This window comes from Sphingobacterium sp. UBA865 (assembly GCF_002295765.1).
Lineage (GTDB): Bacteria > Bacteroidota > Bacteroidia > Sphingobacteriales > Sphingobacteriaceae > Sphingobacterium > Sphingobacterium multivorum.
Window position 1 is genome coordinate 285,827 of sequence record NZ_DBGB01000022.1, and the last position, 25,046, is coordinate 310,872.

At 40.5% G+C, this 25,046-nt stretch carries 19 protein-coding genes and 2 tRNA genes; 16 read left to right on the plus strand and 5 right to left on the minus strand.

The window, feature by feature from the left end:
- Window positions 1-129 precede the first annotated feature (129 nt).
- The 9 genes from B2O97_RS13075 to B2O97_RS13115 all read left to right on the plus strand — a co-directional run bounded on the left by B2O97_RS13075 (window position 130) and on the right by B2O97_RS13115 (window position 10,351).
- Window positions 130-1,989, plus strand: coding sequence for a PQQ-binding-like beta-propeller repeat protein (locus B2O97_RS13075; protein ID WP_286710252.1), 1,860 nt, complete (start codon window positions 130-132; stop codon window positions 1,987-1,989).
- A 42-nt stretch (window positions 1,990-2,031) separates the two neighbouring features.
- Window positions 2,032-3,858: a glycoside hydrolase family 9 protein gene (locus B2O97_RS13080; RefSeq protein WP_286710251.1), complete on the plus strand. Its 1,827-nt coding sequence runs from the start codon at window positions 2,032-2,034 to the stop codon at window positions 3,856-3,858.
- Between the two features lie 50 nt (window positions 3,859-3,908).
- Window positions 3,909-4,553 (plus strand): polysaccharide deacetylase family protein, encoded by a 645-nt coding sequence (locus B2O97_RS13085; RefSeq protein ID WP_286767519.1) that lies wholly within the window; start codon window positions 3,909-3,911, stop codon window positions 4,551-4,553.
- 22 nt (window positions 4,554-4,575) lie between these two features.
- The gene (murQ, locus tag B2O97_RS13090; protein WP_046672659.1) at window positions 4,576-5,388 is read left to right on the plus strand and encodes an N-acetylmuramic acid 6-phosphate etherase; all 813 of its coding nucleotides are present in this window, start codon (window positions 4,576-4,578) and stop codon (window positions 5,386-5,388) included.
- Window positions 5,389-5,425: 37 nt separating this feature from the next.
- Window positions 5,426-6,916 carry a sodium:solute symporter gene (locus tag B2O97_RS13095; protein ID WP_286710249.1) on the plus strand — a complete coding sequence of 497 codons (1,491 nt, stop codon included), beginning with the start codon at window positions 5,426-5,428 and terminating at the stop codon, window positions 6,914-6,916.
- Between the two features lie 119 nt (window positions 6,917-7,035).
- Window positions 7,036-7,851: a purine-nucleoside phosphorylase gene (locus B2O97_RS13100; protein ID WP_286710248.1), complete on the plus strand. Its 816-nt coding sequence runs from the start codon at window positions 7,036-7,038 to the stop codon at window positions 7,849-7,851.
- Window positions 7,852-7,964: 113 nt separating this feature from the next.
- Window positions 7,965-10,034 (plus strand): putative porin, encoded by a 2,070-nt coding sequence (locus B2O97_RS13105; protein WP_286710247.1) that lies wholly within the window; start codon window positions 7,965-7,967, stop codon window positions 10,032-10,034.
- Window positions 10,035-10,164: 130 nt separating this feature from the next.
- Window positions 10,165-10,241 (plus strand) — tRNA-Val (locus B2O97_RS13110).
- A gap of 35 nt (window positions 10,242-10,276) precedes the next feature.
- Window positions 10,277-10,351: transfer RNA gene (locus tag B2O97_RS13115), tRNA-Val, on the plus strand.
- A 117-nt stretch (window positions 10,352-10,468) separates the two neighbouring features.
- Here the strand turns inward: B2O97_RS13115 and B2O97_RS13120 are convergent.
- Window positions 10,469-11,650, minus strand: coding sequence for an acyloxyacyl hydrolase (locus B2O97_RS13120; RefSeq protein WP_286767520.1), 1,182 nt, complete (start codon window positions 11,648-11,650; stop codon window positions 10,469-10,471).
- 260 nt (window positions 11,651-11,910) lie between these two features.
- On the opposite strand from B2O97_RS13120, the gene B2O97_RS13125 reads away from it, so the two are divergent.
- The gene (locus B2O97_RS13125) at window positions 11,911-14,856 is read left to right on the plus strand and encodes a M16 family metallopeptidase (protein WP_286710245.1); all 2,946 of its coding nucleotides are present in this window, start codon (window positions 11,911-11,913) and stop codon (window positions 14,854-14,856) included.
- A 205-nt stretch (window positions 14,857-15,061) separates the two neighbouring features.
- On the opposite strand, the gene B2O97_RS13130 is transcribed toward B2O97_RS13125, so the two are convergent.
- Entirely contained in the window at window positions 15,062-15,583 is a 522-nt protein-coding gene (locus B2O97_RS13130) for an NADPH-dependent FMN reductase (protein ID WP_286710244.1), read from the minus strand.
- A 227-nt stretch (window positions 15,584-15,810) separates the two neighbouring features.
- Between B2O97_RS13130 and B2O97_RS13135 the strand changes: the two genes are divergently transcribed.
- The 5 genes from B2O97_RS13135 to lepB all read left to right on the plus strand — a co-directional run bounded on the left by B2O97_RS13135 (window position 15,811) and on the right by lepB (window position 20,802).
- Entirely contained in the window at window positions 15,811-16,608 is a 798-nt protein-coding gene (locus B2O97_RS13135) for a ParA family protein (RefSeq protein WP_070561294.1), read from the plus strand.
- Window position 16,609: 1 nt separating this feature from the next.
- Entirely contained in the window at window positions 16,610-17,545 is a 936-nt protein-coding gene (locus tag B2O97_RS13140; RefSeq protein WP_286710243.1) for a ParB/RepB/Spo0J family partition protein, read from the plus strand.
- Window position 17,546: 1 nt separating this feature from the next.
- A complete protein-coding gene (locus tag B2O97_RS13145) occupies window positions 17,547-18,269 on the plus strand; it encodes a DUF5683 domain-containing protein (protein WP_201640035.1) in 723 nt (240 codons plus the stop codon).
- Window positions 18,270-18,473: 204 nt separating this feature from the next.
- Complete coding sequence (gene dapB / locus B2O97_RS13150) at window positions 18,474-19,217, plus strand: 4-hydroxy-tetrahydrodipicolinate reductase (protein ID WP_070561291.1); 744 nt, start codon at window positions 18,474-18,476, stop codon at window positions 19,215-19,217.
- 16 nt (window positions 19,218-19,233) lie between these two features.
- Entirely contained in the window at window positions 19,234-20,802 is a 1,569-nt protein-coding gene (gene lepB / locus B2O97_RS13155) for a signal peptidase I (protein WP_112375039.1), read from the plus strand.
- Window positions 20,803-21,030: 228 nt separating this feature from the next.
- Here the strand turns inward: lepB and B2O97_RS13160 are convergent, their stop codons facing one another.
- Window positions 21,031-21,747: a pyridoxine 5'-phosphate synthase gene (locus B2O97_RS13160; RefSeq protein ID WP_046672649.1), complete on the minus strand. Its 717-nt coding sequence runs from the start codon at window positions 21,745-21,747 to the stop codon at window positions 21,031-21,033.
- Between the two features lie 60 nt (window positions 21,748-21,807).
- On the opposite strand from B2O97_RS13160, the gene cdaA reads away from it, so the two are divergent.
- A complete protein-coding gene (gene cdaA, locus B2O97_RS13165; protein WP_046672648.1) occupies window positions 21,808-22,602 on the plus strand; it encodes a diadenylate cyclase CdaA in 795 nt (264 codons plus the stop codon).
- Between the two features lie 89 nt (window positions 22,603-22,691).
- Here the strand turns inward: cdaA and B2O97_RS13170 are convergent, their stop codons facing one another.
- Entirely contained in the window at window positions 22,692-23,537 is an 846-nt protein-coding gene (locus B2O97_RS13170) for a DUF2911 domain-containing protein (RefSeq protein WP_070561502.1), read from the minus strand.
- Window positions 23,538-23,679: 142 nt separating this feature from the next.
- Window positions 23,680-24,972 carry a sugar MFS transporter gene (locus tag B2O97_RS13175; RefSeq protein ID WP_204990867.1) on the minus strand — a complete coding sequence of 431 codons (1,293 nt, stop codon included), beginning with the start codon at window positions 24,970-24,972 and terminating at the stop codon, window positions 23,680-23,682.
- Between the last annotated feature and the right edge of the window lie 74 nt (window positions 24,973-25,046).

The following is a 25,046-nucleotide window of genomic DNA, read 5'->3' on the forward strand; positions in this document are numbered from 1 at the left end:
AAAGGCCTTTCTGAATTTCAGAAAGGCTTTTTAATACATAATGAATTTTGATTTACATGAAGATGCATAAAAATGCAATATCATTTCTGTTTTATGCATAAAAACGCTATTTTTAAGAAAACATTACGCATGAGGTTTCCAATTATCACCTTTTTTATTGCATTATCCTGCGTTTTTAACGTTGCGATAGCACAGCAGTCCTTCAAATTTGCCCACGTAACAGACACGCATGTCGGTGGTGCAACAGGTGAGGAGGATTTGCGACGTACTGTAAAGGACCTGAATACATTGAAAGATATTGATTTTGTTATAGTCTCCGGAGATATCACCGAGTTTGGTGCTGATCATGAATTAAAGCTTGCGAAGCGAATCTTAGATAGTCTGCAGTTGCCTTGGTATGTGATTCCGGGAAATCACGATGGCAATTGGTCAGAAAATGGAGCCAACACGTTTCGCACCGTTTTTGGTGGCGAAACCTTTTTCTTTAAGCATAAAGGCTACGCATTCATTGGAACCAATTCAGGCCCCAATATGCGCATGAGTCCTGGTCAAATTCCTCGGGAAAACCTGGTTTGGATGGATTCCATTTTTGCAGCGAATCCGGATAAACAGCTACCATTGATCTATATTAATCATTATCCACAGGATTCATCGTTAAATAACTGGTTTGACGCACTGAAAAGAGTTAAAACGCGGAATGTCCAGTTGGCGCTTTGTGGGCATGGTCATGCCAATAAATTATACGATTGGGAAGGAATTCCGGGGGTGATGGGACGGTCTAATCTGCGTGCGAATAAAGCGGTTGGGGGTTATAATATCGTGACCATCGCCGATGGCAAAGCCAGTTATCAGGAACGTAATCCCGGTGTAGGAATGCAGGAGAAACCTTGGGTTGTTGTTCCAATGTTCGACCATCATTATGAAAATGAAACGATAAGCTACCCGAGACCAAGTTATGCTGTGAACGCAAAATATGCGGACCAGGTTAAAGTCAATTGGACGTTTGAAGACGCCAGCGATATCGGGGCGGGACTAGCCGTTTACAAAAATAGCGTGATTACATCAAATACCGCGGGCGATATCTTTGCGCTTGACTTAAAAACTGGCAAAAAGCTATGGGCATACCGTACCGGCGGTAAAGTTTATTCTACGCCTGCTGTGTGGAAAGGGATTGTCGTGGCGGGATCATCGGATCATGCAATTTATGCGGTAGATGCCGGTAATGGCAAGTTGTTGTGGAAGGTGGAGACTGAGAAGGCGGTTTTGGGTTCCCCTTTGCTACATGATGGCGTGGCTTTTATCGGTGGCTCGGATGGTAAGTTTAGAGCGCTGGACATCAAGACTGGAGCTGTAAAATGGAGTTTTGATCAGGTCAAAGGATTTGTATCGACGCTGCCAACGCATTATTTAGGGAATGTAATTTTCGGCTCTTGGAGTAATGGGTTCTATGCTTTAGATGCCAAAACGGGTAAGCTTTCGTGGGAATGGAATAATGGACAGGCCAATCGGATGTTTTCGGCGGCGGCATGTAATCCTGTAGGGACAAATAATCGTGTCTTTGTGGTTGCACCGGATCGTTTTATGACAGCATTGGATGCGAAAACGGGAGTGGTCATCTGGCGGGAAAAGAAAGATACCATTCGGGTACGTGAGTCTATGGGGCTAGCCGCAGATCATAAATTGGTCTATGTAAAGACGATGGATGGTGATCTTTTGGGTATTTCGGTTGCTGGTAACAGCATGGATGTTGCCTGGAAGTCCAAACTTAAATTGCCCTACGAATTGACACCTTCTGCTATTACAACCAACGGAAAATTGGTTTTTGTGCCGAGTCATTCGGGTTTGCTGTCTGGAGTTGACGCAAAAACAGGCGCTGTCGTATGGCAATATAAAATATCCAATGGAATGGTTAATCCTGTCGTGTTAGATGGAAGAAACACAGTGATAACGAGTACGATGGATGGTAAAATAGTTTCATTACAGTTTTAAACAATCGATTGAATTGATCTTTTTGAAAATAAATGCCTTGATATGATAAAAAAATGTCTAAACTTCTTAAATTTACGTCAAGCTTTTTTGCTTGTTTTTGCATGTTTTGTTTGTAACTTTGCGGAAGCACAGCAAAATGCTTGGATTAGAATAAACCAATTGGGCTATACTCCAGCGGGCAAGAAGGTCGCGGTATGGGGCGGGAAATCAATCAGGCAGCTTCGTTCTTTTGAAATTAAAAACGCACAAACGGGTAAAACGGTCTATGTGCATCCTGTTGGAAAAGATTATGGGGCTTATGGTCCTTTTGTTCAGAGTTTTCGTTTTGATTTCTCTTCCGTGCAGGATACGGGGCGTTTTTTTGTTCAAGCTGGAGATGTAAAGTCTCCAACATTCCGAATTGCTCGGGACGTCTACAAAGGGGCGGCAGATTTTGTGTTGCGTTATATGCGGCAACAACGGACATTGTTTAACCCTTTTCTGAAAGATAGCTGCCATACACACGATGGGTTTACGCTTTATGCGGGAAAAGCCGGTATTCCGGATAGTTCGCATATCGATGCAGGTGGCGGCTGGCATGATGCCTCTGATTATCTGCAATATGCGACAACGTCGGCAAATGCTACATTTCATTTGCTAGCGGCTTACCGTGATTTTCCAAAGGTGTTTGGTGATCTAAAGCAAGCAAATGGTCTTGATGGAAAAAATTGCCGGGCCGATGTGCTCGATGAGGCAAAATGGGGCTTGGATTGGCTGTTGAAAATGCATCCCAAGGCCAACCAAATGTACAATCAGATTGGTGATGACCGGGATCATGCCAGCATGCGGATGCCAAAGGAAGATCCTTACTATGGTCGTGGATTTGAGAGACCGGTGTATTTTATCGATGGCGAGCCGCAACAGCGTGGTAAGTTTATGAATAATACAACAGGGACAAGCTCTACTGCTGGTAAATTTAGCAGTGCTTTTCGCCTCGGTGCAGTGTTGTTTGACAAAGAAGATCGGAAGTATGCAAAGTTGCTGTCGAGGAAATCGGAAACGGCTTATGCCTATGCAATGATAAAACCTGGCGTGACACAAACGGTTTCTGTGAAATCGCCCTATATTTATGCAGAGGATAATTGGGTAGATGATATGCAGTTGGCTGCAGCAATGGGTTTTTCGACGACAAAAAAGGAAAAATTTGCACGGGAAGCCTCACAGTATGCCCGACAAGAAAAGATTACACCTTGGATGGTAAGCGATACTGCTGCACATTATCAGTGGTACCCTTTTATCAACCTTGGACATTATGAATTGGCAAAAGGATTAAAAGGACAAGATCGCGAGGAGATTGTTTCCTATTATAAGCAGGGCATCGAAGAGGTCAATCGGCGAGCCGAAAAAAATGCATTTTTTCGGGGAGTTCCCTTTATCTGGTGCAGCAATAACTTAACCGTATCCTTTGCGATCCAATGCCTTTGGTATAAGGAATTGACGGGAGACGCATATTTTGACGAGCTTGCTCAGGCTAATTTTGACTGGTTATTTGGGACGAACCCCTGGGGAACGAGTATGGTATATGGTCTTCCATCTTGGGGCGATACGCCTGTTGATCCGCATTCGGCGTTTACCTTTCTAGGGAAACATCCGATCGACGGCGGATTGGTTGATGGGCCCATTATGGCATCCACGTACCGCAATCTGATTGGTATCAAGTTGAATAATCCGGATAGCTATGCGGAGTTTCAAAGTGATCTGGCGGTCTATCATGACGACTACGGAGATTATAGTACGAATGAGCCGACAATGGATGGTACCGCTTCGTTGATTTATCTGTTGGCTTCAAAGGAGGGTAAGGCCATGGAGGAGCCTACCGGAAAAAAGTAACACGGGATGTTTTTGGAGCTATTGTCCGGGGCGACTCGACAAAACGGCAGGTGGCCCTGGTGTTTACCGGTCATGATTTATCTGAGGGTACTGCTGAGGTATTAGCAAGTCTAAAGCATAATGGCATTAAAGGCTCTTTTTTCCTGACAGGCGATTATCTCAGAACTCCAGGTTTTAAGCCGTATGTCCGTCAGATGTTAAGCGATGGCCATTGGATTTCGGGGCATTCCGATAAACATATTCTGGTGAGTGACTGGGGGAGTAGGGAGGTGCTTTTGGTCAAACGTGACTCTTTTGTCGCTGATCTAAAAGCAAACCTGAAAGCACTGGAAGGCGCGGGTGTCAAAAGAGAGCAGCTGTCCTATTATATTCCTTCTTATGAATGGTATAATAGTGAAACAGTCGACTGGGCAAAGGCAGTTGGTCTAAATTCGGTTAATTATACACCAGGAATACGTACTGCGGCTGATTATACCTATCCTGAAATGGGGGGGCGTTATTTATCGTCGACAGCGATTCTCGACAATCTCTGGTCTTACGAAGCTCGATATGGGCTCAATGGATTTTTGATATTGATTCATATGGGAACTGATGGTCGGCGGAAAGATAAGCTGTATCATCATTTGGATGATATCATTAGCATATTAAAGGGGAAAGGGTATCAACTTGTGGATGTACCCGATTTATTGAAATAAAGAAATACAATATATACTAATAATGGTAAATACAACGGAGAAAGATTCGAATTATCAGGATTTGGACAAGATGTCTGTGCATGAGTTATTGACAAATATCAATAATGAGGATAAATCTGTGCCACTTGCTGTAGAGCAGGCTATCCCTCAGATTGAAGCATTAGTCAAAGTCACTGTGGAGAAAATGAAGGCTGGTGGTCGAACTTTTTATATCGGCGCTGGTACAAGTGGCCGTTTGGGCGTGCTGGATGCGTCTGAATTACCTCCGACATACGGCGTTCCATTTGAATGGATCATTGGGTTGATTGCTGGTGGTGATACTGCAATTAGAAAAGCAGTTGAATTTGCAGAAGATGATCTGGAGCAAGCATGGAAAGATATGGAAGCGTATGATATTGATGAAAACGATGTTGTTATCGGCATTGCGGCTTCTGGAACCACACCTTATGTTATCGGCGGATTGAAAACGGCAAACGAGAAAGGGCTTGTGACGGGCTGTATTGTCTGTAACGGAGGGTCCCCGATTGCGGAAATAGCGCAGTATCCGGTTGAAGTTATTGTTGGGCCAGAATTTGTTACCGGGTCTACGCGAATGAAATCGGGTACAGCACAGAAACTTGTGTTAAATATGTTCAGTACCGCAGTGATGATCCAATTGGGTAGGGTAAAGGGGAACAAGATGGTCGATATGCAATTGTCAAACCATAAGCTGGTCGGTCGTGGTGTACGTATCATTATGGATCAGACCGGGGCGCTTGAAGAAGAAGCTGCGGCTTTGCTTGAGCAATTTGGTAATGTAAGACAGGCAATCGAAGCTTATCAGGATACCCATTGAGCATAACCTATTAAAATCACCTATTTAAAAACAAACTATGTCACCAGTAATATTATTATCTTTTATAATAATCTATTTTGCAGTTCTGCTTGCTGTAGCTCACTTCACCTCGAAGGGAGCTTCCGATAACTCGACTTTTTTTGTCGCAAACCGGAACTCTAAATGGTATATGGTCGCCTTTGGGATGATCGGTACCGCGCTCTCCGGCGTAACTTTTATCTCGGTTCCCGGCGCAGTCGGTGCGTCTGAATTTAGCTATTTTCAATTTGTTCTTGGGAACGCCGTTGGTTTTGTCATTATTGCCTATGTATTGCTTCCGCTCTATTATAGAATGAACTTGACTTCCATTTATACGTATTTGGAAGAACGTTTTGGGCACACCACGTACAAGACCGGTGCTGCTATTTTTTTGGTTTCCCGTACGATCGGTTCGGCGTTTCGTCTTTATTTGGTGGCAATCGTATTGCAGCATTTTATTTTTGATGCCTGGAATGTGCCTTTCGCGATTACGGTCGTTATATGTTTGGTGTTAATCTGGATGTATACAAATAAGGGTGGTTTAAAGACGATTATTGTAACAGATACCCTACAGACTACCTTTTTAGTGACCGCAGTAATTCTTTCCATCTATTTTATGGCAAAAGGATTAGATTTTGGTATCGTCGATACTTTCGAGGCTGTAAAAGAAAGTAGCTATTCCAAGATCTTTTTCTGGGATGATTTTGTCGGCAGTAAAGCAAATTTTTGGAAACAATTCTTGGGAGGAATTTTTGTGACCATTGCAATGACGGGGCTTGATCAGGATCTGATGCAAAAGAACTTATCGATGGGGACCATTAAAGAAGCCCAAAAGAACATGATCACTTTTACAAGTGTTTTTGTGGTCATTAATATTTTCTTTTTAGCTGTCGGTGCTTTGCTGTATATCTATGCGGCTAAAAACGGAATTGATGTGACTCAACTTGCAACACGCGATTATTTGTACCCTGAAATTGCATTAAACCACTTGGCTATTGTTCCTGCAATCATCTTTATGATGGGGTTAACGGCTGCTACTTTTGCAACGACGGATAGTGCGCTAACGGCATTGACCACATCTTTCTGTGTGGACTTTCTAAATTTCAATAAAAAAGAAAATCCCAATGATCCAGCGCTGATCAAGCAGCGTAACTATGTGCATTTTGGTTTTTCCATTGTGATGCTGTTGGTTATTCTGGTCTTTAAGCTGATCAATGATGACTCGGTCGTCAATGCAATCTTTACTGCGGCGAGTTATACTTACGGGCCATTATTGGGTTTATTCGTTTTCGGAATATTCACAAAATATGCCGTGCGGGATAGCGCTGTACCCTATATCTGTGTACTTTCGCCTACCGTCTTATTCTTACTTAAAACCTATGTTGTTGAAGTGTACACACCGTATGTTATCGGATTGGATCTGATCATTATTAATGGTTTTATCACGTTTGTGATGCTTTTGATCAGTTCTCCAGGTAAAGCAAGTGAAAAAGCATTGTCCCACAATTAATGCATTTCAGTTATAAAAAGTTTCTCCATTGGTGATAAGATGTAAATACAAGTATTGATTTTGATTTGTACGTACAGAAAAATTAAGTTAAGTTTGATATACTTAGTTTTTCTGTACGTATGTATCATAGCATAAATGAGACTACGGAGTTTATCCGTAGAAAAATTGGAGATTTTACTCCAGAGTTCGGTATCATCCTAGGTACTGGTTTAGGTAAGTTGGTGGATGAAATTGAAGTCGAGTATCAGCTGATGTATTCCAATATACCAAATTTCCCCATTTCGACTGTTGAATTTCATTCTGGTAAGCTTATTTTTGGAAAATTGAGTGGCCGCAATGTGGTTGCTATGCAGGGGAGGTTGCATTATTATGAAGGTTACGATATGCAACAGATTACCTTTCCGATCCGTATCATGAAAGTTTTGGGGGTACAAAAATTGTTTGTTTCCAACGCTGCGGGCTCCCTGAATCCTGATGTGAAAAAAGGTGATCTTGGAATTATTGAAGATCATATCAATTTGTTGCCGGATAATCCGCTACGCGGACAGAATTTGGCCGAGTTTGGTCCACGATTTCCGGATATGAGCGAGCCTTATAACCGAAAGATGATTGGACAGGCTCTTGAAATTGCAGCCAAACATGCTATTGCTGCGCGAAAAGTTGTTTATGTTTCTTCCGCAGGTCCAAATTTGGAAACAAAAGCGGAATATCGTTATATGCGCCTGATCGGTGGGGATGTGGTCGGTATGAGTACCGTTCCAGAAGTGATTGTTGCTAATCATATGGCACTGCCGGTATTTGCGATTTCTGTTGTTACGGATGAAGGCTTTCACGAGGAGCTTAAACCCGTATCATTACAGGAAATTGTTAATGTTGCGGAGAAAGCGGAACCTAAAATGACATTAATTTTGAAAGAATTAATAGCTTTGCAATAAATTACCTCTTCATGTATCTCTGTTGAAGGAGAAGGTTGTTGGATTTGTGTGCGGTGAAGGGTAATTGGTTCATTGATGTGAATTTAGCTTTTTTGGTTTTTATATAATTTTAGATGAAGTTGATCGTACGCATACTTGCCGCATGGTGTGTTTTATTTATTTATTCCGTGGATGTCATTGCGCAGAGCAAAGAGGATTGGAGTAGCGCATTGGATTCGGCCAGAGCCAAAGAGGACGGGAAGAAAGATTCTGTCATCCTTTCTGCGAAGTATATCCGATATGCCACACTGGATATGTTAAAAAAAGGAACTTATACACGGCAGATCGATACATCACATCATAATTATCAATATTATAATCCGCAGAATTTACCTTGGAATCCCAGTGTGAACCTTGGGGCTTATGGCCTTGCCACACGGGATCTATTGTTCCAGCCTAAAAAGACCATTGGCTTTCAGTCTGGTTTTACAGCGTTGGAACGTTATTTATTGAACCCCGATTCGGTCCAATATTTTAGGGCCCGGGCGAGGTACTCCGAATTGTCCGCGGTAGGATTCTTTTTTAATGACCAGGTTTTTAGGGCTCGGGTGGCGCAGAATATCAATTCCCAATGGAATATGAATGTCGATTTCCATTCTACTAAAACGGATGGATTTTACCTTGGACAGAATTATTCGGATTTAAAGGCTTCAGTTGCTTCTTGGTATGAATCGAAAAATAACCGGTATAATTTGTTGATCAATGGCGTATTTAATCGTTTGGATGCCATGGAGAATGGCTCTATTACAGAAGATCTTCCATTTGCGCCTGGAAATAGACAGTCTCCTGATCGATTTATACCGAAATTCTATGATGCCGGTAACACAAGGGTACCTCGATCTAAGTGGTGGGATAATTCATTCTTACTGAGACAGTCACTTTATTTGGGACGATTGGATACGATCGATAAAGGCAAGCCGACCATGCAGATCCATCCGACCAATAGTATGGCGCATAATACGCGTATCCGAAGGCAGACATACAGCTTCTTCAAGAACATGGATGACCAAAATGCAGCATTACCATACAATAATAGAGCATTGGCGCTAAACAATGATAAGACTTTGATCACGAATGTTTCCAATGAATTTGAATATAACTTTTTTCTTAGAGGGAAGTCGGTCTTTAAGAACGAGGCAAAGTTGAATTTGGCTTTTCAGCACGACATGAACTGGGTGGAGCAGAATCAGTTGGACTCCATGCGGTATTACAATAATACATCAGCCTATCCACAGCCGCTGAAGAAACTGCCGGATAGCACAACATTTGATCGTTTTTATCAGAACGGAATTGTGAAAGGTGAATTAGGGTATAAGTTTTCAGATCGTCTTGATTTTAGTTTAAAAGCGAATCAAATCGTATTTGGCCACAACTTTGGAGATTTCTTGTATGAAGCTAAAGCGGATATCTCGATGGGGGATAAAATCGGAAAGGTGACGTTGTCAGCTTATTCACAGAACAAATCTCCGGAGATGGTTTTCGAGAATTTAAATTATACCTACGGAAAATGGAATGATTTAGATCTTAAAAAGACGAAAATTCAGAATCTGGGTTTTCAATATGCCAATCCGATGCTTGGTTTCCATGGTAAGGTGGAGTATTTTTTGATGAACAATTATACCTATTTCGAAGAGTTGTCCAATCCACAGAACGATCCTAAGAAGGATAAATGGATTGTTCCGACACAATTGGATAAAGCTAATTTGCTGAAGGTAACCGTTGGACAAAAATTTAAACTAAACCATTTTACCTTCGATAATCTCGTGGTCTATCAAAAGACAGATCAACAGGATGCATTGGCAGTTCCCGAGTTGTATACCTGGCATAGTTTGTATTACAGTAACCTGTTTTACAAAGTTATTGATTATAGTATCGGTCTGGACGCAAAGTTCAATACACCTTATGCCAATCCGAATTATTCAATTGGGACGGGACAGTTTTACAATGCTTACAAACAGATTGAGTTTTCGACATATCCAATCATGGATCTATGGATTACAGCGAATATACAACGGGTGAATATGTTTTTGAGTTATAATTTTTTAAATCAGAACTTCTATCCGCATGGTTACTATACGGTCAGACGTTATCCGATGAATAGTGCTAATTTTAGATTTGGTATTTCTTGGAAGTTCTATGATTAAAAATTATTTCGGTGTTTCTTAGCTTGTTGTGATATTAAAGGCATAAAATCTTATAAAATAATTTTGAGAATAGAATTTTTAAGCTATATTTGCACACGCAATTAGGGAACGGCGTTCTTTAAAAAAGTATGGAGGCTTAGCTCAGCTGGTTCNNAGAGCATCTGCCTTACAAGCAGAGGGTCACAGGTTCGAATCCTGTAGCCTCCACAAAAGCATCATCAATTGGTGCTTTTTTTTCGTTAGGGGGTTTAGCTCAGCTGGTTTAGAGCACTACCTCGACAAGGTAGGGGTCACTGGTTCGAACCCAGTAATCCCCACGATAAAAAAAGCGTTCTTCATGAACGCTTTTTTTATGGGCTGAATTCGCTGTAAATTTGAAAGTCCCCGATCCGGTATTCAATCTATCTCGGGAATCTTTCGCATTTATTTTCTAACTATTTCCGTTTCTTCCCTAGTTTAATTCCGTAACCTGTTGTCCATTCAATAAAATCAGCTTTACCGCCATGGGCTTTAATGGAAACACCGGCAAAGAAATCTTTGTAAACTTTATAACGTACTCCTGCTCTTAAATACACGGGCATGCTCTCGCCATTGAATTCGTTGCGATGAAGATAGACTCCTACATTTCCGTTGATATAAAGGCGTGAATTTAACACATGATCAATGTAGAATGCGGGGCCGTAAGAAAATAAAGCGGAGAATTTTCCGGCTTTGTCGCCGGCAACCTTCTCGTCGTTTCCACTGGCTGAATAAAATGCATCAAACCCAGCGCCAAGCCGCCATTTGTAGCCGAAATGCTTGCTGTAGTATGCACCTAGCATAGATTTAAAATATTGGCCATCGTGTTCGCGATCAATCTGTTTGAAGCCAAAGGCATAGTTGAAATGGAGTTCCTCTGTTTTCTCCATTTGTGGAATACTACTTTTCCTATAATCAAAAGGCTTGTCTGTTGGTGTATACGAAACAGATAGGCTTAAGGGGACGAGGTTTATCCCTGTGTTCGGTAATGCCAGGGCGCCATTGCTGAAGTGGTGGAAGGCTGCACCAGCCCCTACCTGAAAGTTTTTATTTAGGCGGTAGTTGACCTGAAGTCCAAGATCAATAAATACATTGTTTTTGCTGCCAATAAGTAGGTTGAACGGATTGTCCTCCTCATTATAGGGGTTGAATCTCCCGGAAAGACCGAGCGCAATGCGGTAGTTGAAATTCCATCTTGAATTTACTTTTGGCCGAATAGGAATGGCGACAAAGCCATAGACGGCGAAAGGTCGTCCGAGGTGTTCCTGACCAAAAGTACTGCTGTAGATGCCTATACCGTATATTGGATAGTTGTATATTTCATTGTAAATACTCTTTAATGAGTCTTGAAACTGGGTCTGAAAACCGACTCTAAAATTTAACCCACTATAGTATGAGTCAGCAAGGGTTTCTTTGGAGCGCTCATTGAATTTGAGTTCGCCCCCGCTTTCATGTTCAAGTTGGAATATAAGTCTCGTCTTAGCTGGGGTACGGCTTTGTAAAGTGTCATTCGGATTTTCTATTCGGGGTGTGACCTGTGCTGTGGCACGAAAGGAGAGCAGTGTCAGGGCCACAAAAGCAAGTATTCTTGATCTCATGAAATAAAACGTTAGCGTTTTTTAAAATTTTTGCAAAAATAAGAATGATATATCATTGTAACAAAAGTATTTAAACAGTAGCGAAATCAAGTTATAAAAAATGCCATTTTTAAGCCACACCATGTCGGTTAGTGGTGAGAGAAATTAGGCAGCTTAACTATCAGGCTGTCAAATGGGTAAATAATTATTGTTTATGTCTGTAATTATATTGCATATAAAAAGCAATTTATCTAAGTTTGAGGTGAAAAGAAAAAGGAAATATGATTAAAAACCTATTTAGAATTACTGCTGTTACGTTTGCACTAACAACAGCAGGGTGTGCTTTGTTTGCTCAAAACGCCAAATTTGATTGGAAAGAAGCATCTGAGGGGGGGTACACCTACAAGTACGTCACGAATGATCCTACACATTCACGGTTTTACAAGCTAAAAAATGGCTTAACGGTGATTTTGAGCCCGACGAAAAAAGAACCACGTATCCAAACTTACATTGCGACAAAAGCGGGGAGCAAAACAGATCCGAAAGATCACACCGGTTTGGCCCATTATCTGGAGCATATGCTATTTAAAGGAACCGATAAATTTGGTTCTAAAGACTGGGCAAAGGAAAAACCTTTGTTAGATCAGATTGATGCGCTCTATGAGAAATATAATGGTACCACAGATGAGACCGAACGGAAAGCAATCTATAAGGAAATCGATAAAGTATCTGGAGAGGCTGCGAAATATGCTATTGCAAATGAGTACGATAAATTGATGGCATCAATGGGGGCGGAAGGTACTAATGCGTTCACTTCATTTGAGCAGACAGTCTATCAGGAGCAAATTCCTAGTAATGTAATGGATAAGTATCTTGCTGTACAGGCAGAACGGTTTAGATATCCGGTATTGCGTCTGTTCCATACTGAGCTGGAAGCGGTGTATGAAGAGAAAAATATCAGCTTGGATAAAGATAATCGTAAGGCTGTAGAATCGATGTTTTCAGCAGCTTTTCCTAATAATAATTATGGAAAGCAGACGACAATTGGTACTGTAGAGCACCTTAAAAATCCATCTTTGAAAGCGATTCGTGAATATTTTCACACCTACTATGTCCCTAACAATATGGGGGTTATTATGTCGGGTGATTTTGATCCTACAGAGGTGGTGAAAAAGGTGGATAAGGCCTTTGCTTTTATGCAGGCGAAAGAAATTCCGGCCTACACGTTTGATGCAGAGAAACCAATTTTAACTCCTGTTGTCCGCGAGGTTAAAGGTCCGGATGCTGAATTTATGTTAATGGGATTCCGTTTTCCTGGCGCTGCAACAAAGGATGCCCGTATGCTCAATCTGATGAGTCAGATCTTGACAAATGGTTCTGCCGGTCTGATTGATCTGGATTTGGTGAAGAATCAAAAATTATTAGGTGCAGGTGCTTTTCCGTATGTGTTAAAAGACTATTCTCTGCTTCTGTTGCAGGGTAATCCTAGTCAGGGACAGAGCTTGGAACAGGTGCAACAGCTGCTGTTACAAGAGTTGGCAAAATTGAGAAAAGGAGAGTTTTCGGATGAGCTGATCACGGCGATTGTGAACAACGCTAAGAAAGACGAAATCAAGCAAAATGAAAGTTATGGTGATCGTGCTGAATCATTGATGGATGCCTTTACTTCGGGTCAGGATTGGGCGTCTGTCGTGGGCTATTCGGATGAGTTGAATAAAATCACTAAGCAAGATGTGGTTGATTTTGCTAACAAATATTTGAATGACAATAATTATGTTGTTGTTTATAAGCGTAAGGGAGTTGATAATAATGTCGTTAAAGTTGTTAAACCTGAGATTACTCCCGTAACGGTCAATCGTGATGACCAGTCTGATTTCTTGAAGAAAGTAGAAGCATTGCCAGAGGATAAAATTCAGCCGGTATGGGTAGATTACAACAAAGATATTCAGAAGGCTACTGCAAACGGTTTGCCAGTACTTGCTGTAAAGAACTCAGATAATGAACTGTTTTCGCTGTCTTATCGTTTTGATGGTGGAAAATGGAGCAATAAATTGCTTTCATTGGCTGCGGGTTATCTAGAATTTTTAGGTACAAAAGATAAATCCAGTGAGCAGTTTAGCAAGGATTTTTATCAATTGGCGTCTGATTTTTCAGTGTCTGCAGGAAATGAAGAAACTATGGTGTCGATTTCAGGCTTGAATTCAAACTTTATAGCTACACAGAACTTGATTCAGGATTTATTGCGTAATTGTGTTGCTGATCAGGAGGCTTTCAAAATGTATATTGCCCGTCTTAAAAAAGCGAGAGCAAATGCGAAAGAAAACAAGGGAGCGATCATGGAAGGCCTAAAATCTTATGCTAAATACGGCGCTAAAAATCCATTTAATAATGTGTTTACAGACGCGGAATTGGATGCTTTAAAAGCGGAGGATTTGGTGAAGGCATTGCACGATTTGGCTAATATGAAACATACGATGCTTTATTTTGGCCCGTTAACTGCCGCGGAATTTGTAGCGAAAGCGAAGCCTTTGAAACAAGGGGCTGGAGAGTATGTTCCGGCGAAAAAGGCGGTCGTGTTCGCAGAATTGCCAACAAGCAAGAACCAGGTTCTTTTTGCTAATTTCGAAATGAAGCAGGCTGAAGTATTTTGGTATAGATGCTCAGGAGTATACAGTAGTGCCTTGACACCGACTGTTTCTCTGTTTAATAATTACTTTGGTGGCGGCATGGGAAGTATTGTCTTCCAGACTATCCGTGAATCGAAAGCATTGGCTTATTCAACTTATGCCTATTATGGACAGCCTTATAAAAAAGAAAACCATTACACCGTTGGGGCCTATGTTGGGACGCAGGCTGATAAGTTTAACGATGCGATTAAAGGCATGAATGAGCTGCTGGATGTGTTGCCTGAAAGCGCTAAAGGGTTGGATATTGCGAAAGTAAGTCTGGAAAAATCAATTGCCAGTGAACGTGTGTTGAATGCGTCTATATTAGGTAGTTATCTAGCTGCACAACGTTTGGGAAATGCAACTGATATTCGTAAAGTTGTCTATGAGCAAGCGCCAAAATTAACTTATGGTGACCTAAGCACTTTCCATAAGAAAGAGATGAGTCAAAAGCCGTACGTTTATTGTATTGTAGCGAAGGAAGAAAGTCTTAAGCCAGAGGATCTTGCGAAACTGGGCGAGGTTAAAAAGCTGGATCTTAAAGAGATCTTCGGCTATTAGATCCCGGATTGCTTGTCTTAAGAATTAGATTAGCGTATGATACGAAAGAAGCCTCCGGTGTTTGCCGGAGGCTTCTTTCGTATCAGGTTTTGTGATGCCCTTTGTTTTTTATTCTTGTTTCACGCTACGGAATCCTTGTTTCACTGTTCGCGAGTAGGATTAGTTTTAAGGTGAATTCGCTATCATGGCTACTAAAAGTAGCGTATTAAAACCTGATAATCTCCTCAATCTGTTCGTTGATAAATTGCAGCGTATCTTCTTTGAATAACTGCCCTTCATCATTCAGTTCGTTCTGAACATTGGGTAGAAAGATCTTAAGGGGAAGCACGTGCATTCTTAAGTAGTGGCATATGCCCGTCAGGTGATCTATGCCGCGGAGGTTGCCATAGCGACCTGAGGATAACCCAACCAATGCAACTTTCTTGTGATAAAAACTAATCGGAAATGTACAGCAGTCAATGAACAGTTTCAGTGCTCCTGGAATACTTCCATTGTATTCGGGAGCGATGAAAATAAATAGCTCAGCTTTACTGACCATTTCTTGGATGGGTTCAAATGCGGTGCTTCTTTTTCCGTAAAGATCTGTTTCTAAAATGTTTGCTGGTAGATCTTCCAACGAAAAGATGTTACTTTCAATTGACTTACGATCAAGTAATTGCTGGTAGCATTTTGCTATTTTTAACGTCTTACTATTGGGACGGTTTGTTCCGGATATTATTAAAATCATTGTGTTGTTGATACTTATAAAAAGCGCATTTTCAAAGTGGATACATATCTTGATTTTTTGTATCTTAGCATCCTGAGGATATGTGCTTTCGATCAATCAAAAGTACGAAATATGCTGAATTAGTTTTGTTAATTTGAATCGCAGATTAAAATTTGGGCAAATTGATCTTCAGAAACGTGAAATGTAGTATAAAATGACATTTTAATTAAGAAAGGTTTTCATTCAAGATGGGAAAAGTAATTGCAATCGCAAATCAAAAGGGTGGGGTCGGAAAAACCACAACGTCAATTAATTTGGCGGCTAGTTTGGCGGTTTTAGAATATAAAACATTGTTGGTCGATGCAGATCCCCAAGCAAACTCTACTTCTGGGATTGGCTTTGACCCTCGTACAATCAGCGCAAGTGTATACGAATGTTTAGTGAATGATTTGGATCCTCGTGAGGCTATTCAATCAACAGAAACGCCAAATTTGGATCTTTTACCGGCTCATATTGATTTGGTTGGGGCAGAAATTGAGATGATCAATATGCACGAAAGGGAGTACAAGATGAAAAAAATCTTGGATCAGGTGAAACAGGATTATGATTTTATTATCATCGATTGTTCGCCTTCCTTAGGCTTAATTACAATCAATGCACTATCTGCTTCGGACTCAGTTATCATTCCGGTACAGTGCGAATACTTTGCCCTAGAAGGACTTGGTAAGTTGTTGAACACAATTAAAATCGTTCAAAACCGTTTAAATACAAGTTTGGAGATCGAAGGAATTTTGTTGACCATGTATGATGTTCGTTTAAGATTGTCAAATCAGGTGGTCGAGGAAGTGAAAACACATTTCACAGATTTAGTTTTTGATACGATTATTCAGCGAAATACCCGTTTGAGCGAAGCTCCAAGCTTTGGAATTTCTGTTATCATGCATGATGCGTCCTGCAAAGGGGCAATAAATTATTTGAATTTGGCACGCGAGATTTTACAGAAAAACGGGCATCTTAATGAAATGAATAAAACAGTAACCGCATAATATGGCAGCACATCAGCGTAAAACAGGACTGGGAAGAGGCTTAGGTGCGCTATTAAACGATAGTGTAAAAGTTCCTGCTAAAGGTAATCAGCAAGTGGAAGAAGCTCCTCTAGTTACACCAACTGCAGTAAAAACAACAAAAGAGAATGGCAGTATCAGCCATGTCCGTGTAGAAGAAATATCTGTCAACCCTTTTCAGCCGCGTACAGAATTTGATCCGGTTGCCTTACAGGAGTTATCGGAATCGATTAGTTTACAGGGTTTAATTCAGCCGATTACCGTACGTAAAATTTCGGACGGAAATTATCAGTTGATTTCCGGAGAGCGGCGTCTCCGCGCTTCGCGCTTGGCCGGTATCACCGAAATTCCAGCGTATATCCGTACCGCCAACGACCAGCAGATGCTGGAGATGGCCCTGATTGAGAATATTCAACGGGAGAACTTAAATGCTATTGAAGTAGCCTTAAGCTTTCAGCGTATGATTGAGGAGTGTAATTTAAAACAGGAAGAATTGGGTGAACGTGTTAGTAAAAACCGTTCTACTGTTACAAATTATCTCCGTTTATTAAAACTTCCACCTGTCATTCAAGCGGCAATACGCGATGGAGCCTTGACTATGGGACATGCTCGTGCCCTGATTAATATTCCAGAGGTTGATAAGCAGCTTTATATCTTTAAGTTGATTATTGATCAAGGTTTATCCGTCCGTAAGGCGGAGGAGTTGGTTCGTGAGTTACAAAAAGGCGGTAAGAAAAAAGCTGGAAAAGATAAAGCTCCGATGTCTTTTCAATTGCAGAAAATTGAAGATGATCTGGCGTCGAAATTTTCTTCTCGGGTCAAATTGAATCTGAAGAGCACGAAAGGAAAGGGTGCTATTGAGATACCTTTTGAGTCGGAAGATGATTTAAGTCGCATTCTTGAATTGTTAGATTGGTAATATGGCCAAGTTAATAAGCTTGATATTTGCGGTGTTTGCACTGTCGGTAGTACATGGACAGACTGTGGATACAATTCCTAAGAAACAGTTGGCACCCGTCAAAATAGATAGCATAAAGCAAAAATCGGTACAGGATACCGTAAAGAAGGAATCTCGGAAGGAACGTAAAAAACGGGAGAAGGAGGAGGCGAAGGCGAAAGAGAAGGTTGTGTTTAAAGATTCAACCCGTTTGGCTATCGAAGCAAAAAATAAACAAGCTTGGAAGCGCTCTTTAGTACTTCCAGGCTGGGGACAATATACAAATGGCGGCGTTTGGTGGATAAAAGTACCTGCAATCTATGGTGGCTTAATAACAACCGTACTTGTTTTCGATTTTAATAACCGTTATTATAAGGAATTACTGGGGGTATTACAAGACAAAGCTCTTGGTAAGCCGATTGATCCTTATTACATCGGAATCTCCGACCAATCTATCATCCGGGCAAAAGATAATGCGCGGCGAAATCGAGATCTCATGGTGCTACTTACGTTAGGTGTTTATGGCCTGAATGTCGCAGAAGCTTATATCGACTCGATGCTTAAATATCGCTGGAGTATCGGTGATGATAAACCCAAAAAAACGGCTTTCTTAATAGGACCTACTTTAATGGATGCTAGTCTCGCGTCGGGAACTTATTCGTTTAAACCTACGGTCGGACTTAAATTGACCATGAAATTCAATTAAAATCTCCTGTTTTAAAGGTTATATTTTGATTCCTTTTGTTTATTCATGAGTTTATTTCTTTATTAAGGGATTCATATAGCCCAAGCAAATTTAAGACAATAAGGACTGAACAGTTTTATTTTCATACGGGTTTATGGTTTTAAACATGGGTATTTCATTGAAATTTTTTAATTTTAAAAATAAACTATACTTTTTTCTAAATATATGAACATCATTCTCTTGGGATATGGCAAAATGGGGCAGATTATCGAAAGATACGCGCTGAAAAGAGGCCATCAAATTTTTTTAGTTGTCGATGAACATAATCGTCCTAACCTGACTGCTGATGATATTAAAGGTGCTGATGTCGCAATAGACTTTAGTGTACCTTCTGCAGCATTGGATAATATGAATCTTTGTCTTGAGGCAGGTGTACCTATTGTCGTCGGAACAACCGGTTGGTATGATCAACTGGAGGATGTTAAGGCGAAGTGTTTGGATGCTGATGGTTCTATTTTGTATGGCTCCAACTTCTCTATCGGAGTGAATGTATTCTTCCATATCAATAGAATGTTGGCGAAGGCATTGCAGCCTTATAAACAATATGATGTTCAGGTAGAGGAAATACACCACATTCACAAATTGGATGCACCAAGTGGTACAGCAATTACGATTGCAGAGGGGATATTGGATAATAGCGATGTGAAAACCAATTGGGTAAATACTGTTGTTGGTGAACAGGATGAGCTTATTCCAAAACCACAGGAACTTTTAATAGAAAGTCATCGAATTGAAGAGGTTCCGGGAACACATACGGTACTTTATAGTTCTGAGGTTGACCAAATAGAATTTAAACATACCGCACATAGCCGTGATGGATTTGCTTTAGGAGCTGTAGTTGCTGCTGAATGGTTGAATGGCAAAAAAGGTTTCTATCAGGTTACTGAAATTTTTGATTTTAATAAATAGTACTAATTAGTAGATTATGGGATTAATTATATTTGCGGTTTTAACAGCAATATCGGGATATGGTTTGTGGCAATTGTTTGTTAAAGCTGGCAGAAATGGCTGGGAAGCGATCGTGCCTTTTTATAGCCAGTATATTCAGGCAAAATTGACGGGAAGACCTACATGGTGGGTAATTTTATTGCTCGTGCCAATTGTCAATGTCTTTGTTTTCTATAATCTTTACCTTGATTTTATCCATTGTTTTGGAAAACGCCGGTTTTGGGAGAATGCTGCTGCTGTTTTAGTGCCTTTTATCGTTCTGCCCATGTGGGCAAAGGACAACAATGTGCGTTTTTTGAATGGTTTATATGCAAAGAATTTAAAGGCAGCTACTCAGGAAGGTATTGAACTGACCGAGGAGAAACGTGCCGAAATTGCACTTGAATCTTACAAAGATTATAAAATTAAATATCCGTACAAGAAATCCATGGTACGCGAATGGGCAGATGCCATTGTATTTGCAACTGTAGCAGCGTCACTTATTCGTGGTTTTCTGATCGAGGCTTATATGATTCCTACAGGATCGATGGAGCGTACCTTGTTGATCGGGGATTTCTTATTTGTAAGCAAGTTAAATTATGGACCACGGGTTCCTAACACACCGATTGCCTTTCCTTTTGCGCATCATACGATGCCCATCACTGGTGGGAAAGCATATTCTGAATTGATTGAACTACCCTATAAACGTTTGCCAGGATTTCAAAAGATTGAGCGTAATGATGTTGTTGTTTTCAATTTTCCTGCAGGTGACACTGTCGCGCTCGAGAACCAAAATGCAAGTTATTACGATCTTGTTCGGGCTTATGGCTGGCAGACTGTCAATTCCCAATTTACGATCCAGGCAAGACCTATTGATAAAAGGGAGAACTATATTAAACGCTGTGTCGGATTGCCGGGCGATAAAATTTTCATGAAGGATGCTAAACTCTTTGTGAACGATCAACCGGGTTTTGATCCTCCAGAAAGCCAATTGGACTATCTCGTCTTAACGGATGGTACCCCATTAAATATGGATAGATTACGGGAGTTGAGAATAGAAGCGGCTGGTGGAGATCAGCAGCCTGGTGTTTATCAGTTGTTCATGACAAAAGATGAATTAGCTATAGTAAAATCGTGGTCGAATGTCAAAGAAATCAGAAGAAATCCTGGTGGTGAAGGTGCTTATCCGTACGATCCACAATACAAATGGAATTTTGACAATTTTGGGCCGATTTTAATCCCGAAGAAAGGATGGACGGTGGCATTAAATGCACAGACTCTGCCCATTTATGAAAGAGCGATCCGCGTTTACGAAAACAATAAGTTAGAAAAACGTTCGGATGGGATCTATATCAATGATGTGAAAGTAGACCATTATACGTTTAAAATGGATTATTTTTGGATGATGGGTGATAATCGCCATAATTCCTTGGATTCAAGAGGTTGGGGATTTGTTCCCGAAGATCATGTTGTCGGAAAGGCTTTATTTACTTGGATGAGCTGGGATGAGATTGGTACAGGACTTTCGAAAATTCGCTGGAACCGTATCTTTAAAGGAATTCATTAGCAACTGCCATTTGAGCAATAACACCGCTATTTGGGGTGCAATAAAAAAGGGCTTTCGTTGTGAAAGCCCTTTTTTATGAATCTGTGTTTTCTCTCAGCAAGAGAAAACCTTTGTGATCTCCTTTGGAGCTACTGGTGACAGCGAAATTACGAAGGTTTTAATGAATATTTTTGCAGTTTCTCAACCACAAGGGTGCTGCCTGATGAACGCTATTCCCTGAATGTTGCACTACTTCAAACAAGCGAGGTAACGTTTGATCGTTTCCTCTAACCCTAAGTATAGTGCATCGGATATAAGCGCATGGCCTATGCTTACTTCCAGCAGCTCAGGAATGTGCTGGTTGAAATATTGCAGGTTGTTGAGGTCCAGGTCATGGCCTGCATTTAGACCTAATCCAACTTCACGTGCTTTTAATGCAGCTTTGAAATAGGGTTTTATCGCAAGTTCTTTATCGAAGCCATACTCTGTAGCAAATCCTTCTGTATAGAGCTCAATGCGATCTGTTCCTGTTTCGGCCGCGGCCTCTACCATTTCTTCGACGGGATCAACAAAGATAGAAACACGTATACCTGCATCTTTGAACAATTTACACATATCTTGTAGATAGGCTTTGTTTTTAATGGTATCCCAGCCATGGTTAGAGGTTAATTGTCCTTCGGTATCGGGCACTAAGGTTACCTGTGCTGGTTTATTGGCCAATACAAGGTCAATAAACTTCTGTTCTTGGCAATTCCCTTCAATATTGAGTTCGGTCTGGATTTCTGCTTTTAGATCAAAAACATCCTGATATCGAATATGTCTTTCATCAGGTCGTGGATGCACAGTGATACCTTGAGCGCCAAAACGTTCACAGGCTAGTGCCGCAGATACTAGATTGGGGTTATTGCCACCTCTAGAATTTCTGAGCGTTGCGATTTTATTGATATTTACTGAAAGTCTAGTCATTTTCCTGTATGTTATGATGTAAAAATACAAATAATATCTATTTTTTTTTAACTTGCATATATGGATGGAATCGACTATAGCCTGTTTAGCGGCTTTCGCCTATTGGACGTTATTGATATCATATTGGTAGCGATTATTATCTACTATATCTATAGTTTGATTAGAGGGACCATTGCTGTTAATATCCTGATTGGTGTAGCACTGTTTTATGGTGTTTATATAGTCGTTAAGCAGATGCACATGCGTTTACTGACCGAGATATTCGGCGGTTTTATATCTGTAGGGTCCATTGCATTGATTGTCGTGTTCCAACAGGAAATCAGGCGGTTCTTACTGCACGTTGGGAAGAACATATCCATGAAACGGAAAAAAGTTTTTTGGTCATTTATCGGGAATAAGAAAGCTATACAAAAGGATTTGACGGAAGACTTAAAACCGGTTATTGAAGCCTGTAGAAGCATGTCGCGTACACGGACAGGTGCTTTATTGGTTTTTTCAAAATATTTTGATGAGGAGTATTATCAGAGTAGTGGTGAGTATATCGATGCCCATATCTCCAAGCGCTTGATTGAAAGTATCTTTCATAAAAATAGCCCATTACATGATGGTGCGGTGGTTATTGTTGATTTTAAGATTATGACAGCATCTTGTGTGCTACCATTGTCGGATAGTGAGGATTTACCGCTGCAATTCGGACTACGGCATCGCGCTGCAATTGGAGTGACGGAAATCTCGGATGCGATTGCCGTTATCGTCTCTGAAGAGACTGGTGAGATATCTTTTGCGAAGGATGGAAACGTCAATATGAACGTTTCACCAGAAGAACTTGAGCAATTGCTAAAAGACGAGTTATAAAATAAAAAGCTGAGCTATAAAAAAGGTTTTAAATGCCAATGCCCCCAAAAAGTTAGACACTTTCTGGGGGCATTTTTAGATAGAGATACCTATTTCTTTGCAGCGTTGATCACTTGTGTATTTAATTTGATGTATTCACCATTTTTATCTGCTGTGGCAACTTCAAGACCTTTGGTTGCTGTTTCTATCGCACCTTTTTTATCTCCAGCTTTTAATTGCGCTTTTGCTTTCCAATATAGGACGTGAGCGGCTTTGGGTTGAGCTTTAGCAGCTTCGTCAAACCAGCTTAGTGCTTTATTTAGATCTAAATTATTACTGAAGTAATATTGGGCTGCAGCAAAATAAGGTTTTTTCTCACCCTTCATAGCCTCGTCAATAGAAGCTAATATTTTAGCCTGTTGATTGACTTTGAGATCAACCTTTACAGACGTTTTTTCCCAAGCGAGACTCAATACAGCGCCTGTAGGTGTAACATTGTCAAAAGAAATGGTAAATGTCTCCACTGGATTTGCTAAGGTCTGTGGTTTAACATTGAAGCGTAAGGCATCTTCAGTTTGTTTATAGGTATAGGCACCCCATTGTTTTGTGTTTTTACTGATGATGATGGTCCACTCTGATTTGTTCGGGATTGTGAAAAGAGCGTAGGTTCCAGCAGAAAGCTTATGGCCATTCAACTCAACATCACCTTCAAAGGTTAATGTGGTATTGGTATTTGCTCCTGTACGCCATACTTCATTATAAGGAACAAGATCGCCAAAGATCTTACGACCGTTCATGCTAGGTCTGCTGTAATTAAGGGTTACGTTTTCAATACCCAATCCTTGTGTAACTGTCTGTGAGCTACTTGCTGCAGGTAGCTTTAGCTGAGCAAAAGATTCGTTGGCCGTAAACATCATTGTTGCGGCAATGGCAATTGCAAAAAGATTCTTTTTCATCTGTATCATTGTTTGTTTTGTTGTATGCTTAATATTTAATGGCTCTTACAGCATCTATCTCCTAAAAGTAGGAAGAATTTTAAGAAAAAAAGGCATCTATTTTTAGATGCCTTTTTTTCTTAAAATATAAGATGGATTTACCTTAATTCGTTTTTCCCACTTTATGACCTGCTATAGAGAAATACATAATGTATAGATAGCCTGGTACCATCGCATATAGGAATGCATGTTGAAAATCAATATGCAAATGATCTTTTAACAGTCCATAGATCAAAGGCCATATTGCTCCACCAGCAATACCCATAATCATAATTGCTGATCCTGTTTTTGTGAATTTTCCCAGACCTTTAATTCCTAATGGGAAGATCGCTGGCCACATGAGGGAGTTTGCGATTCCTAATAAGGCAACAAATATAAATGATGTTGTGCCAGTTGTGAAAACAGAAATGACGGTGAATGTGATGCCAATGATTGTGCAAATGCGTAGGGCCATTTGTTGTGATACAAATCTTGGAATAGAGATAATACCGATAATGTAACCGATCAACATGCAAGATAGTGTAAATGCTGTTGCGTAGGTCGTAAAGAAGGGATCAACTTTCAGTTCGCGTGCATAGACGCCAATGATATCTCCCGCCATAACTTCGACCGCTACACAGAAGAAAATTGCCAAAGCGCCCAAGAACAAATGTGGATATTGAAATATCGATGTTTTCTTTGCCGCAACAGTTCCGCTTTCTACGCTGCTTTCTTCTTCTGCGTCCATATCGACCTCAGGCAAGTGAGTGAACTTTAAGAAAATTGCGAAGGCAACGAAAATAATTGCAAGCGAGATGTATGGCGTGTGTACGCGTTGAAGAAGATTATCTAAGATCGCATTTTTTTGGACCAGATCCGTTGTTGCTTCTAATTTTGCTGTTACTTTTTGAGCATCTTTTAAAAAGAGTGTTCCGAAAAGGATAGGTACAATGATACCAGCCGATTTATTGAAAAAACCAGCTATTGAAATTCGTTGTGCTGCGCTATCAATAGGACCAATAATACTTAAGTAAGGGTTAACTGCTGTTTGTAATAATGCCATTCCTGAACCTTGAATAAAGATTCCTGTTAAAAATAGACCATAGCTTCTGTTATCTGCCGCAGGAATAAAGATCAAGGACCCTAAACCTAATATAATAAGACTGACAACTAAACCATTTTGGAAACCAATTTTTTTGATGATGACTGAGCTTGGAAGTGCTAGGAAAAAATAAGCAATATAGGAAGCAAAGGTTACGAAGAAAGCTTGCAAATCTGTTTCGAGGTTACAAGCAATTTTTAAGAATGGAATTAAAGTTCCGTTTGCCCAGGTAATAAAACCGAGGATAAAAAATAAACCACAGCAGATGGCCATAGGGCGAAAAGCTGTTTTACCAACGTTAGGATTAGTGGTCATGTTTTGTTTTATTATATTTAGTTAAGTTATCGTTCGAGTAGTTAAGTTATCGTTCGAGGATTGGTAAATCAGTA

Bases quoted from the DNA above. Each gene is read 5' to 3' on its own strand.
- B2O97_RS13075 (WP_286710252.1), top strand. From the start codon at position 130: ATGAGGTTTCCAATTATCACCTTTTTTATTGCATTATCCTGCGTTTTT.
- B2O97_RS13080 (WP_286710251.1), top strand. From the start codon at position 2,032: ATGATAAAAAAATGTCTAAACTTCTTAAATTTACGTCAAGCTTTTTTG.
- murQ (WP_046672659.1), top strand. From the start codon at position 4,576: ATGGTAAATACAACGGAGAAAGATTCGAATTATCAGGATTTGGACAAG.
- B2O97_RS13095 (WP_286710249.1), top strand. From the start codon at position 5,426: ATGTCACCAGTAATATTATTATCTTTTATAATAATCTATTTTGCAGTT.
- B2O97_RS13100 (WP_286710248.1), top strand. From the start codon at position 7,036: ATGTATCATAGCATAAATGAGACTACGGAGTTTATCCGTAGAAAAATT.
- B2O97_RS13105 (WP_286710247.1), top strand. From the start codon at position 7,965: ATGAAGTTGATCGTACGCATACTTGCCGCATGGTGTGTTTTATTTATT.
- B2O97_RS13120 (WP_286767520.1), bottom strand. From the start codon at position 11,650: ATGAGATCAAGAATACTTGCTTTTGTGGCCCTGACACTGCTCTCCTTT.
- B2O97_RS13125 (WP_286710245.1), top strand. From the start codon at position 11,911: ATGATTAAAAACCTATTTAGAATTACTGCTGTTACGTTTGCACTAACA.
- B2O97_RS13130 (WP_286710244.1), bottom strand. From the start codon at position 15,583: ATGATTTTAATAATATCCGGAACAAACCGTCCCAATAGTAAGACGTTA.
- B2O97_RS13135 (WP_070561294.1), top strand. From the start codon at position 15,811: ATGGGAAAAGTAATTGCAATCGCAAATCAAAAGGGTGGGGTCGGAAAA.
- B2O97_RS13140 (WP_286710243.1), top strand. From the start codon at position 16,610: ATGGCAGCACATCAGCGTAAAACAGGACTGGGAAGAGGCTTAGGTGCG.
- B2O97_RS13145 (WP_201640035.1), top strand. From the start codon at position 17,547: ATGGCCAAGTTAATAAGCTTGATATTTGCGGTGTTTGCACTGTCGGTA.
- dapB (WP_070561291.1), top strand. From the start codon at position 18,474: ATGAACATCATTCTCTTGGGATATGGCAAAATGGGGCAGATTATCGAA.
- lepB (WP_112375039.1), top strand. From the start codon at position 19,234: ATGGGATTAATTATATTTGCGGTTTTAACAGCAATATCGGGATATGGT.
- B2O97_RS13160 (WP_046672649.1), bottom strand. From the start codon at position 21,747: ATGACTAGACTTTCAGTAAATATCAATAAAATCGCAACGCTCAGAAAT.
- cdaA (WP_046672648.1), top strand. From the start codon at position 21,808: ATGGATGGAATCGACTATAGCCTGTTTAGCGGCTTTCGCCTATTGGAC.
- B2O97_RS13170 (WP_070561502.1), bottom strand. From the start codon at position 23,537: ATGAAAAAGAATCTTTTTGCAATTGCCATTGCCGCAACAATGATGTTT.
- B2O97_RS13175 (WP_204990867.1), bottom strand. From the start codon at position 24,972: ATGACCACTAATCCTAACGTTGGTAAAACAGCTTTTCGCCCTATGGCC.